Source organism: Burkholderia sp. 4NA327C6, assembly GCF_005502655.1.
GTDB classification, from domain to species: domain Bacteria; phylum Pseudomonadota; class Gammaproteobacteria; order Burkholderiales; family Burkholderiaceae; genus Burkholderia; species Burkholderia contaminans.
This window is the reverse complement of record NZ_SCNZ01000016.1, coordinates 1-12,278: the sequence shown is the minus strand read 5'-3', so window position 1 is coordinate 12,278 and position 12,278 is coordinate 1. Positions and strand designations below refer to the sequence as shown.

Sequence of the window (12,278 nt, the reverse complement as noted above, 5' to 3'; positions counted from 1 at the left end):
TCAGTTCGCGACGCCGCTGGCAGCCAGCGCGCGGTCGCGCAGTTCGGCTTCGCGCGCCTTGTGCTCTTCGCTGAAGCGCACGGCCATCGCGCACAGCGCGGTCGCGGTGACGGCCAGGCCGAGCAGGCTCAGCGTGTGCTGCACGTCGCCGACGCCTTTCAGCAGGAAACTCGCGGCCACCGCGCCGACGTTGCCGCCCGCGCCGACGATCCCCGCCACGCCGCCGAGTGCCTTGCGGTCGATGAACGGCACCAGCGCGTAGGTCGCGCCGCAGGCCATGTGCGTGAACAGGCCGAACGTGAGCATCGCGACGAGTGCGATGCCGACGCTTTGCGCATGCGAGAACCAGATCAGCCCGAGCCCTTCGCCGACGATCAGTGCGCACAGCAGCATCGCGCGCACGTCGAGGCTGCGGCGCGCGGCAATCTTGTCGGACAGCCAGCCGCCGAGCGCGCGGGCGAACAGCGCGAGCAGCCCGAACAGGCCGACCGCGAAACCGGCGTCCTTCAACGACAGGCTGAAGTGATCGACGTAGTACAGCGCGGCGATGTTGTGGATGAACACCTCGACGCCGAAGCACGCGCCGTACGTGACGAACAGCATCCACACGCGATAGTTGCCGCAGGCCGCGAAGAAGCTTGCCCAGCCGCCCTTCTTGCCGCTGTCGACCGTCACGCCTTCCTTGCGCAGCGCGAGGATGTCGCCTTGCGGGCAGTCCTGCGTGAAGCGCCAGTACGCCCAGGCCATCACGAGCATCGAGGCGCCCGGCACGACCAGCGCGATGCGCCACGACGAATCCTCGCCGAAGCCGAGCATCAGGCCGGCAGCGACGAGCAGCGGCATCAGCGCCTGCGTCGCGCCTGCGCCGGCGTTGCCCCAGCCGGCCGTCGTCGCGTTCGCGGTGCCGACCACGTTCGGCGCGAACATCACCGACGTGTGGTACTGCGTGATCACGAAGCCCGCGCCGATCGCGCCGATGCCGAGCCGGCAGATCAGGAACGACAGGTAGTCGTGCGTGAACGACACCGCGAACACGGGGATCGCGCCGAGCAGCAGCAGGCCGACGTACACGCGGCGCGGGCCGAAGCGGTCGCACAACGGGCCGACCAGCAGCCGCACGGCGATCGTCGCGGCCACCGCCGCGATATTGATGTTGGCGACCTGTGCGGCCGTCAGGTGAAATTCGCGTGCGATCAGCGGCATCAGCGGCGCACACGCGAACCACGCGAAGAAGCACACGAAGAACGCCATCCACGTCAGGTGGAACGCGCGCATCGGCGCGGTGCGGAAGCTGAAGAGATCGATACGGGTAGCTTTGTCGGTCATGTCATCCGCCAAACGAAAAACGGCGTCCTGCGCACCCGGTCTCGTCGAGACCCGATGCGTAGGACGCCGTTGCCCATGAAGCCCGTTGCCGGGCGCGTCTGTAATCGGTACTGCCGGACGAATCGCCATTGATCCGCCCGAGCACCCTGACGCAAACGCCGTGCCATGTTGAAGCGAATCGAGCCCGCAGCCCCGCCACGCAACGCGCATCGGGCGTCATACGACGCGCGAGTCCACGCGACCCACGATGCGTCGTGATGCAGCGAGGCACAGATGTGGTGCGCTGCAGCACTGTCGCCGTGCGACATCGCGGTGCGCGCCGACGGTGCGCGATGCACGCCGATACGGCATTGCAGTTGCCCGTGCGCGGCGGCCGCATGCATGCACGAGGCCGGCGCGCGGCGCGGCGCGCACCGTTGCCGCCGCGCCGGCGCGACGTGTCATCCCGGTTGGCCCGGATATTGCTGAATCCCGCTGCATGACACCGGCAACGGCGCCGGTGGGCAGTCCCAGCAAACCATGCCCGTCATTACGGCGGGCCGATCAGGACAACGGCGTCCCTCCGTGCGCGGCACGGCCGGATGCCGGTGCGTTTCGACCGCCCGCCGCCGCCGCGCAAGACAATGCGCTATCGACCGCCCCATGCAGGCGGTACAGGAACACGACATGACGACAGGCAAAGTCACGCTGCTGGGCGCCGGCCCGGGCGATCCCGATCTCCTCACGCTGAAGGCCGTCAAGGCGCTGGCCGCTGCCGACGTGCTGCTGCTCGACGATCTCGTCGCACCCGGCATCGTCGAACTCGCCCCGCAGGCACGCGTGATCCGCGTCGGCAAGCGCGGCGGCTGCCGCTCCACGCCGCAGGCATTCATCGAGAAGCTGATGCGCCGCTACGCGCTGCGCGGCGCGCACGTGGTGCGCGTGAAAGGCGGCGATGCGCTGCTGTTCGGGCGCGCCGGCGAAGAACTCGCGATGCTGCGCGCCGCCGCGATTCCGGTCGAGATCGTCAACGGCATCTCGTCGGGCTTCGCGGCCGCCGCGAGCCTCGGCATCTCGCTCACGCACCGCGCGCATTGCCACGGCGTCACGTTCGTCACCGCGCACCGTCAGGACCACGGCGAGCCCGACTGGGCGCGTCTCGCGGCGACCGGCACCACGCTCGCGATCTACATGGGCATGAGCCGCGTCGACAGCATTGCCGCCGGCCTGCTCGCCGTGCTGCCGCCCTCGACGCCGGCCGCGGTCGTGCAATGGTCCAGCACGCCCAATGAACGCCGCTGGATTGGCATGCTAGGCAATCTCGCGCGCGGCATCGACGAAGCGCGGCTCGGCAGCCCGGCCGTGATCCTCGTCGGCGGCGCGATTGGCGAAGCGGCCGTGCAGCACGCGCCGGACGCCGGCGCCGGCGCCGGGATCGAAACCGCGTTGTCCCGGGCCGCGTAGCATGCGCGACACCACGCGGCACCGGCCGCCCACCACCGATCATGAAGACAGCCGCACCGGCGGACGGGCCGCCGCGCGCGGCACCGACGCGCTGTGCGCCCGGCGCCGTTGCTCCCGTCCCGGCCATCGCGCCACGCTTTCACCGCCGTCCGCGTCATGAGTACGCCTGCTTCTTCCGCCCGCCTGCGCGTGCTGCTCGTCACCGACACCGACAAGCCGATCGGCGAGCTCGGCGACGCGCTCGCGCACCTCGGCTACGAGATGCTGAACGACGTCGCGACGCCCGCGCGCCTGCCGGCTGCCGTCGAGGAGCAGCATCCCGACGTCGTGATCATCGATACCGATTCGCCGTCGCGCGACACGCTCGAGCAATTGGCCGTGATGCATGCCACCGCGCCGCGCCCCGTGCTGATGTTCAGCCACGACGCCAACCAGTCGCTGATCCGCGCGGCGGTCGGCGCGGGCGTCAGCGCCTATCTCGTCGAAGGGCTGTCGGCCGAACGCCTGGCGCCGATTCTCGAAGTCGCGCTTGCCCGCTTCTCGCACGACGACGCGCTGCGCCGCCGGCTCGCCGACGTCGAGCGCGAGCTCGCGGAGCGCAAGCTGATCGACCGCGCGAAGCGCCTGCTGATGGATGAGCGCAAGCTGTCCGAACACGACGCCTACGCGGCGCTGCGCAAGCGCGCGATGAATCAGGGCCTGCGCATCGTCGACGTCGCGCGGCAACTGCTCGACGCGTCACCCCAGTCATGACTGCCATGGATACCTCTTCTGCCACCGCGCCGGAACGCGCACATCTTCGCCTCGGGTTCGTCGCGCTGAGCGACGCGGCCCCGCTGATCGTCGCGCAGCGCCTGAACCTCGGCGAACGGCACGGCCTCACGCTCGAACTCAGCCGCCAGCCGTCGTGGGCCGCCGTGCGCGACAAGCTGCTGAGCGGCGAGCTCGACGCCGCACATGCGCTGTACGGGCTCGTCTGCGGCCTGCAGCTCGGCATCGGCGGCCCGCAGGCCGACATGGCCGCGCTGATGGTGCTGAACCGCAACGGCCAGGCGATCTCGTTGTCGCGCGGCCTCGCCGACGCATATCGCGCCGGCGGCAGTGTGCGCGACGCGTTCGCGACGCTCGGCCGCAAGCCGCTCCTTGCCCAGACGTTCCCGACCGGCACGCACGCGATGTGGCTGAACCACTGGCTCGCGTCGCACGACGTCGATCCGCTGCGCGACGTGCGCAGCGTCGTGATCCCGCCGCCCGAGATGGTGGCCGCGCTCGCCGGCGGCGAACTCGACGGCTTCTGCGCCGGCGAGCCGTGGCATGCCGTGGCCGAGGCGTGCGGCGCGGGGCGGACCGTTGCCGTCACGAGCGAGATCTGGCCCGATCATCCGGAGAAGGTGCTCGCGGCCCGGCGCGATTTCGTCGCGCTGTACCCGGCCACGGCCCGCGCGCTGATCCGCACGCTCGTCGATGCCTGCGCGTGGCTCGACAGCCCGGCGCACCGTCGCGAGGCGGCCGACTGGCTGGCGTCGCCCGATGCGCTCGGTGTGCCCGCCCGGCTGATCGCGCCGCGCCTGCTCGGCGACTACGGCTCGGGCCCGTTCGCCGTGCCGCCGCTGCCGATCCGCTTCCACGACGGCGGCGCCGTGAACCGCCCCGATCCGCGCGAAGGCGAGTGGTTCCTGTCCCAATACCGGCGCTGGGGCATGCTCGACGGGGCGCACGACGACGCGGGGATCGCCCGGGCGATCGCGCAAACCGCGTTGTATGATGCTGCCGTCGCCGAAAGCGGCGCACCGGGCCTGTCGCAGGCGTGATGCGCGCCGCTTGATGCAGGCGGCGCGCGCGCCCGCGCCACGCCTGTCCGGGCCGCCTGCCGGCGCCCGGCACGCGGCACGCGGCCCCGGGCGACGCCGCATGACCACCACTCCGTCCCCGATTCGATGCCGAAACCCACGCGCGCGCCGCTCGACGTGCTGCTCACCGAAATCCGCGCGTGCCGTGCCTGCGAAGCCGACCTGCCGCTCGGCCCGCGCCCCGTCGTGCGCGCCCATCACGACGCGCGCATCCTGATCGTCGGGCAGGCGCCGGGCGCACGCGTCCACGCGAGCGGCATTCCGTGGGACGACGCGAGCGGCCAACGGCTGCGCGGCTGGCTCGACGTCGACCCCGGCACGTTCTACGACGAGACGCGCTTCGCGATCGTGCCGATGGGCTTCTGCTACCCGGGCCGCGGCGCCAGCGGCGACAACCCGCCGCGCCCCGAATGCGCGCCCCTGTGGATCGACAGGTTGCTCGCCGAACTGCCGTCGATCCGGCTCACGCTGCTGATCGGCCAGTACGCGCAGCGGCATTTCCTGCGCGATACGCGCAAGGCCACGCTGACCGACACCGTGCACGCCTGGCGCGGCTATGGCCCCGACGTGCTGCCGCTGCCGCATCCGTCGCCGCGCAATCAGGCGTGGTTCAAGCACCACCCGTGGTTCGACGCGGAGGTCGTGCCCGAGCTGCGGCGCCGGGTCGCGCCTTTGCTCACTCGGTAAACGAAACCGCTGCCACGTCGCGATGCTTCACGACACCCCGTTACCCGTACCGAATCAAGCATGAACGACACCCCCACCGACCTCGACTTTGCCTGCAACGGCTGCGGCGGATGCTGCCACGACCTGCGCATTCCGCTGACGATCGACGAGGCTATCGCGTGGCTGCAGCGCGGCGGCCACGTGGAGCTGCTGTGCGATGCGATGCCGTGGCTCGTCGAGCCCGAGCCCGACAACGCGTTCGCCGCGTACAAGCGCGTGCGCTCGACCGCCGCGCTCAGCGGCTCGCTGCCCGTCCGCATCACGGTCATGCTCACCGCCACACATGCCGGGCCGTGCCCGAACCTGCGCGACGACCTGCGTTGCGCGATCTACGACGCGCGCCCGCTCGTGTGCCGCATCTATCCGGCCGAAGTGAATCCGTTCGTGCCGCTGGTGCCGGACGGCAAGCAATGCACGCCCGACGCATGGCAGCAGGCGCCGTTCGTCCGCGGCGGCACGATCGTCGACGCGGCCACCCGTGAGAACATCGCGCGCTCGCGTGCGGCGAGCGAAGCCGAGACGCCGCTGCGGGCACGGTTATGTACGGTGCTGAGGATCGATACTGCGGCGGTGGCCAATGAAGGGTTCGCGGTCCATGCGCCGCCGGCCGCCACGCTGCTCGCCGCGCTGACGGCTTTGACGGCGCAGCGCGCGTCGGAGTCGGCCCTGGCCAATGCCGACGACACCATCGCGTGGACCTTGGTGTCGAACCGTACGTCGACGTTGAATGCACTCGTGTCGGTCGGTGCGGCAAGCCAGCCTGCCGGTCGCGCCAACCCGCACACCCGTTATCTCGGCTTCCATCCGGACGAATGATTGCTCCGCGGCACGCCGCGAGCGCCTCCGGGCGAAGCCATGCGGCCGCACGGATCGCCGCCGCGCCCGGTTCGCTGTACCATCGCGGCTCAACCGCGTCACGAACAGCAGAATCCTCCATGCCCTCCATCGCCCCGCCGCGCCTGTACGGGATGCCCGAACGCAGCGACCGGCTCGACTTCTACATCCGCGACCAGGCGTCGCGCCAGGCGATCACCGAACCGCACCGGCACGCGTATTTCCAGATCCAGTTCAATCTCGGCGGCGACACCGAACAGCGGATCGGCGGCGTCACGCGGCCGTTTCCGCGCGGCGCGCTCGCGTTCGTGCTGCCGCACCGCGAGCACCTGATCCCGCATCCGGAAGGCGCGCACTTCATCGTGATCAACTTCAGCCAGGCGTTCCTGCGCGCCGATCTCGACGTCGACCCGCTCGATCTCGAGGACGTGCCCGCGCACCGCTTTCCCGAGCTGACGCCGTTCCGCTTCCAGGAACACCTCGACTTCATCCTGACCGGCGACACCTACGAAGAAGCGCGCCGCCTCGCGCTGTGCATGCTCGACACCGATCGCGTGCGCACGTTCGGCTCGACCACGCTGCTGCGCGGCTACCTGCTGCAGCTGATCGGGCTCGTCTGCACGCAGTACGCGGGTGCGCTCGACAAGCTCGCGCAGCGCGGCGCCCAGCGCGCGGGCCGGCGCGACGCGCTCGCGCGCGTGCTGCGGCACGTGCGCGCCAACCTGACCCGCGAAGACCTGACGCTCGCCGCGACCGCCGAGGCCGCGTTCCTGTCGCCCAACTACCTTGCCCACCTGATCCGCAAGGAAACCGGCAGCACGTTCACCGATCTCGTGACCGAGCGCCGGATCGCGCTCGCGCAGTCGCTGCTGGCGCATACCAGCCGGCGCATCGCGGATATCGCGCGCTCGGTCGGCTTCCGCGACGAAGGGTATTTCGCGCGGCGCTTCCGTGCGCGGGTCGGCGTATCGCCGAAGGCATACCGCGACGCGAACGCCGCGCTACCGGACGGCGACGACACACCGGCGGCGGCCGACGCGTAGTTTTGTCCCGGTAAAACGCAGTTGCGTCGCATCCGGCCGCACGGGTGTCGGGTATCGTTGCACGCATGCCGGCCCGTGCGCCGCACGGGCGCGGCATCCGTCTTCCTATCGAACGAGGCCATCCGATGTCCGCATATGTCATCGACGCTGCCGAGCGTCCTTCCGTCGAAGTCGACCAGTCGTCCGCGCGCTTTCCGGTGCGCCGTGTCTTCTGCGTCGGCCGCAACTACGCCGACCACGCACGCGAAATGGGCGCCGATCCCGACCGCGAACCGCCGTTCTTCTTCACGAAGCCGGCCGATGCGATCGTTCCGGCCAGCGGCACCGTCGCCTATCCGCCGCTGACGAACGACCTTCATCATGAAATCGAGCTGGTCGTCGCGATCGGCAAGGACGGCCGGTCGATCGCCCCGGCCGACGCGCTGTCGCACGTGTGGGGCTACGGCGTCGGCGTCGACCTCACGCGCCGCGACCTGCAGGCCGAAGCAAAGAAGCTGAGCCGTCCGTGGGACTGGGCGAAGGGTTTCGACGCATCGGGCCCCGTCACCGCGCTGCGCGCGGCATCGGCCACCGGCCACCCGGCAACGGGCCGCATCTGGCTCGCGGTCAACGGCGAAACACGCCAGCAAGGCGACCTGGCCGACATGATCTGGGCCGTGCCTGATGTCATCGCGTATGTGTCGCGTTCGGTCGAGCTGAAGGCCGGCGACCTGATCTTCACCGGCACGCCGGCGGGCGTCGGCGCGCTGCAGCCCGGCGATCGCGTCACGGGCGGTGTCGACGGCGTCGCGACGTTCGAATTCGTCGTGGGCGCGAAGCCGTAAGCCATAAGCCGTCACGCAGCACGCACGGCGGCCGCCTGCGCGGGGCCGCCGTGCGCTATCCCGATTTCGGTCAGTCGTAGCGGCGCAGGAATGCGTCGGCGACGGCCGGCGGATTCAGTGCCTTCGCCGATTCGTTTTCCAGCGCCTCGGCAGCATCGTCGTCGCTGATCGACACGAACAGCGTGATCGCCGCCCTTTCGTCGCCCGTGCCGAACAAGCCTTCGCGGTCGAGCAGGCGCAACGCCGCGATCATGTCGGCGTGCAGTTGCCGCGAGAATTCCGGGAATCTCGACCGGACGAACTGCGGGCTGAGCACGTCGTCGGCGAGCTTGCCGCAGATCGCATTGAACGGTGACGCTTCCGCCGCCGCGTACGCCCATTCGGAAAAGCCCCACGCATACCACGGGTCGTCGTCCGGGACGGCCTGCTGCTCGCGGATCCGGCGCAGCCCCTCGACCGAATTGGCTGCCGGCACCACCGTCATCGCGCCGCTGTCGGTATACAGCGCGAACGCATAGAAATGCTCGTCCGGGTGTTGCGCCCGCAGCGCCCTGAATGTCGCTCTCGCGGCGTCGGCAATGTCTCGCTGGAAATCAGAAAAGTCGCTCATCGCATCCTCGTCCAGTCGCCCTTCTCGCGTCGGAGCATGCTCGGCGCGCGGCGGGGTCGTCGTCTCCCGATAATCGATCGATTGTCCGCCAATCGCCCACGGCACGGTAGCGGTGCCCGCCCGCATGCCCTGCTCCGGACGGCAATACCGCGCGTCTGCGTTCACCGCCCGGCGTCGCGCGCATCGAACACCCGCACGCAGGCGGCCGCCGCCAGCGCGAGCGCGGCCGACAGCAGCATCATCACGAGCGGCGCATAGCCCGCGTTGCCGGCCGTCAGCACCGCCCCCGTCAGCGACGAAAACGCGGCGCCCCCGGCGATCGTCATCGCGCCGGCCAGCCCCGATGCACTGCCCGCCAGTTCCGGGCACACCGACACCGCGCCGGCATGCGCCCCGGGATTGCTCAGCCCGTTGCCGATGCCGACCAGCACGCACGGCCCGAACCATGCGATCGCCTGCGTCGCTCCACCGAACATCAGCGCGAGGCCGATCAACGGCCCCGCGCACGCGACCACGCGCCCGAACAGGATCGTCGTGGCCAGCGCGTAGCGGCGCGCGTAACGCGCGGCCAGGAAGCTGCCGCACACGAAGCCGGCCGTGATGGTCCCCATGTAGAAGCCGATCGCCGCCGGCGCGATGCCGAACACCGTTTGCGCGGCGAGCGGCGCGCCGGCCTGGAACGCGTAGAACGCGCCGGTCGAAAACGCCATGCACAGCGCATAGGCCCAGAAACGGCGCGCACGGAGCAGCGCCGGATACGCGCGAAGCTGCTGCACGAGGGTAGACGCCCGGTTCGCATGGGTTTCGACAAGGTCGAACGCGCACCAGACGAACAGCGCGATGCCCGCCGCGCCGAGCAGCCAGAAGCTCGCACGCCAACCCGACGTCTGGTCGAGCGCGCCGCCGAGCGTCGGGCCAAGCATCGGCGCGAACGCGGCCGCCATCGCCGCATAGCCGATCCGGCTCGCCGCGTACGTACCGCCGCCGGTGTCGCGGATCGTCGCCATCGACACCGGATAGACGGACGTGATCGCCGCCTGCATCAGCCGGCAGGCCAGGAACGCACGAATGTCGGTCGCCATCGCGCAGCCGAGCGAGCCGAGCGCAAACACGCCGACACTCACCATGACGACCGGTCGCCTCCCGAACCGGTCCGACAGCGGCCCCATCACGAACTCCAGCGACGCGGCCACCGCCGCGTAGCCGCCGAGCGACAACGCGACGAGGGCATAGTCGGCGCGCAGGTCGCGCGCGATGGCCGGCAGCGACGGCAGGAACAGGCTCAGCGGCAGCACCGAGAACGCGCACAGCAGGATCAGCGTCGCGAGTCTCGGCGACGCCCGTTCGGAAGCGACCGGCAGGTTCGATTGCAAGCGGATGCCCTCCATGCACGTGCCGCACACGGCCGTGCGCAATGCAAAAAAAAGCCCCCGAACGAGTCGGGGGCGCATGGGTGCCGGCGCGGTGCCGCTACCGGACCCTGCGCCTGTGGACTACTACGAAGAAGGTTGCTGCTTTCATGCCGGATGACTCCTGATGGCCTGGCTGACTGCGTGCGATATCGGACGATGCTAGGCGGACGATGCCGGGTGCGTCAACGCCCTACCGCGCATGCACCGACACGAACCTCCGGGCGTTGTTGCGCTGGATCAGCACGGCGATCACGCTGCCGTTCGCTTCGAGCGTCGGTATGTCATCGGGCGTCTCGAGCAGCGTGTCGTTGAGCTCCAGCACGACGTCTCCCGGCTGGATGCCGGCCTTGGCTGCCGGGCCGTGCACCGCGTCCACCATCATCCCGACCGCGAGGCCGGTCGAGCGGCGCTCGTCGTCGCTGAGCGCATGCATCGTCAGCCCGAGGCGATCGCCGCCGTCGGCAGCCGCTGCGCCCGCCCCCGGCCGTGCAGCCGCCTTCGGCGCCGCCATGCCGACGGTCGCATCCGCGTTACCGGCGGCCTCGCCGGCGCCCTCGCGGGCACCCGTGATCGTCAGCATCACCGGCGCGCGGTTGCGGATCAGCCGCAGCGGCGCCTTCTGGCCGGGCGGCAGCGCGGCGGCCAGGTCGTTCAGCTCGGCCGAACGGCCGATCGTCTTGTCGCCCAGCTTCACGATCACGTCGCCGGGCCTCACGCCGGCCGCCGCGGCCGGCGAGCCGGGCGCGACGCCGTTGACGAGCGCGCCTGCCGGACGCGGCAGTCCGAAAGCCGCAGCCAATCCGATGCCGACATCCTGCACGTCGACGCCGAGCGCGTTGCCGGACGACGCATCCGGCGCCTGGGACTGCTGTGCCTGTGCCTGCATCTGCTTCTGCAGTTGCGCGCGCACCTTTGCGGCAAACGCGATCGGGATCGCGAACGTCGTGCTCGCGTAGCGGTCCGGGCCCGTATAGACCTGCACCGCGATGCCGATCACGTCGCCCGCGCGATTGAACACGGGGCCACCGGAGTTGTCGGGGTTCGGCGCGATGTCGGTTTCGAAGAACGGAAACGCGCTGCCGTCCGGCAGCCGGTGCGACGTCGCGCTGACGATGCCGGCCGTGACCGTGTTGCCCGATCCGTCCGGCGCGCCGATCGTCATCACCGGCTCGCCCGCGCGCACCTTCGACGAATCGCCGATGCGCACGAACGGCAGCTTCTTCCCGTCGATCCGCAGCACCGCGACGTCGCTTTGCGGGTCGACGGCCAGCACCGTCGCCTTGAATTCGCGACGGTCGGTGAGCCGTACCGTCACGTCGCTCGCTTCGTCGACCACATGCGCCGACGTGAGGATCAGGCCGTCGGCGCTGACGATGAAACCCGAGCCGCTGCCCGATACCGCGCGCGGCAACATGTCGGGTGCCTGTACCTGTGCCGGTGCGCCTTGTGCCGACGGCGGTGCGTCGTGCCTGAAGAACGCGGCGAGCGGATCGTCGGTATCGAGGATCGCGAACGACGGCCCGCTCGCCTGCTGGTCGGGAGCGGCGGTCATGATGGTCACGACCGCCGGGCCGTAGCGGTCGACGATCGCCGGAAAATCGACCGGCATCGCGTAAGGCGCGGTAGCCGGCCGTTGCTTCATGGTGTGCGGCGTGACGGGCGGCGAGAGGGTTCCGGCAAGGGCGGCCGGCGAGGCCGGCAAACAGCCTGCGAACACGCCCCCGATCAACGCGGTGCGAAGCACGGCGCGAGCAAGCGTCTGGCGAACCACGGTGCACCTCCCCCGGGAGTCACGGCGCCGACATGCGCGAGACGCGCAGGCGCTCGACAAGGCCCGGTACACCCATCCATTTATAGTCCACGCGGCCTGTTCGAACATACGAATCGAAACCCGAATGTCGGGCGGCGCTGCAAGTGCGGAGCCGCGACGGCGTTCGTTTCGAACAAAGTGCGCGGTTCGTCAATCCGCACAAGTCCGATTGTCATCGGTCGCACGAGAGCGTCCGGCTCCTGTAGAGAAAGCAGCCGGAGCAACGACGGTCGTCACCGATCCAGTTCGCATATTCATGACTCGATTCTCCTGTCGGGATGCCGAGGCGAATGCGAGATCGAAAGCGAAAGCGAAAGCGAAAGCGAAAGCGAAAGCAATACGGTCGCGGAAATCACCGGCGACGGGTGACGTATCCCGCGCGCTCGGACGCCCCCACGTC

The 12,278-nt window shown here is 70.1% G+C and carries 11 protein-coding genes; 7 read left to right on the top strand and 4 right to left on the bottom strand.

Annotation, left to right across the window (positions count from 1 at the left end; translation table 11 throughout):
• On the bottom strand, window positions 1-1,326 hold the full coding sequence (locus tag FFS49_RS17790; protein WP_105816571.1) for an MFS transporter: 1,326 nt from the start codon (window positions 1,324-1,326) through the stop codon (window positions 1-3).
• A 666-nt stretch (window positions 1,327-1,992) separates the two neighbouring features.
• Between FFS49_RS17790 and cobA the strand changes: the two genes are divergently transcribed.
• From cobA to FFS49_RS17750, 7 genes are all read left to right on the top strand, one after another.
• A complete protein-coding gene (cobA, locus tag FFS49_RS17780; protein ID WP_105816604.1) occupies window positions 1,993-2,769 on the top strand; it encodes a uroporphyrinogen-III C-methyltransferase in 777 nt (258 codons plus the stop codon).
• Between the two features lie 156 nt (window positions 2,770-2,925).
• Window positions 2,926-3,522 carry an ANTAR domain-containing protein gene (locus FFS49_RS17775; RefSeq protein ID WP_105816572.1) on the top strand — a complete coding sequence of 199 codons (597 nt, stop codon included), beginning with the start codon at window positions 2,926-2,928 and terminating at the stop codon, window positions 3,520-3,522.
• A 5-nt stretch (window positions 3,523-3,527) separates the two neighbouring features.
• Window positions 3,528-4,580 (top strand): CmpA/NrtA family ABC transporter substrate-binding protein, encoded by a 1,053-nt coding sequence (locus tag FFS49_RS17770; RefSeq protein ID WP_105816573.1) that lies wholly within the window; start codon window positions 3,528-3,530, stop codon window positions 4,578-4,580.
• 126 nt (window positions 4,581-4,706) lie between these two features.
• Window positions 4,707-5,306 (top strand): uracil-DNA glycosylase family protein, encoded by a 600-nt coding sequence (locus FFS49_RS17765; RefSeq protein WP_105816574.1) that lies wholly within the window; start codon window positions 4,707-4,709, stop codon window positions 5,304-5,306.
• A gap of 60 nt (window positions 5,307-5,366) precedes the next feature.
• Complete coding sequence (locus FFS49_RS17760; protein WP_105816575.1) at window positions 5,367-6,161, top strand: YkgJ family cysteine cluster protein; 795 nt, start codon at window positions 5,367-5,369, stop codon at window positions 6,159-6,161.
• 119 nt (window positions 6,162-6,280) lie between these two features.
• Entirely contained in the window at window positions 6,281-7,222 is a 942-nt protein-coding gene (locus FFS49_RS17755; RefSeq protein ID WP_071332452.1) for a helix-turn-helix transcriptional regulator, read from the top strand.
• 125 nt (window positions 7,223-7,347) lie between these two features.
• Window positions 7,348-8,046, top strand: a complete 699-nt coding sequence (locus FFS49_RS17750; RefSeq protein WP_039351031.1) for a fumarylacetoacetate hydrolase family protein — start codon at window positions 7,348-7,350, stop codon at window positions 8,044-8,046.
• A gap of 70 nt (window positions 8,047-8,116) precedes the next feature.
• On the opposite strand, the gene FFS49_RS17745 is transcribed toward FFS49_RS17750, so the two are convergent.
• The 3 genes from FFS49_RS17745 to FFS49_RS17735 all read right to left on the bottom strand — a co-directional run bounded on the left by FFS49_RS17745 (window position 8,117) and on the right by FFS49_RS17735 (window position 11,839).
• Window positions 8,117-8,656: a DUF4303 domain-containing protein gene (locus FFS49_RS17745; RefSeq protein WP_071333604.1), complete on the bottom strand. Its 540-nt coding sequence runs from the start codon at window positions 8,654-8,656 to the stop codon at window positions 8,117-8,119.
• Between the two features lie 161 nt (window positions 8,657-8,817).
• Window positions 8,818-10,029, bottom strand: a complete 1,212-nt coding sequence (locus tag FFS49_RS17740; protein WP_105816605.1) for an MFS transporter — start codon at window positions 10,027-10,029, stop codon at window positions 8,818-8,820.
• Window positions 10,030-10,258: 229 nt separating this feature from the next.
• Entirely contained in the window at window positions 10,259-11,839 is a 1,581-nt protein-coding gene (locus FFS49_RS17735; RefSeq protein WP_105816576.1) for a trypsin-like peptidase domain-containing protein, read from the bottom strand.
• Between the last annotated feature and the right edge of the window lie 439 nt (window positions 11,840-12,278).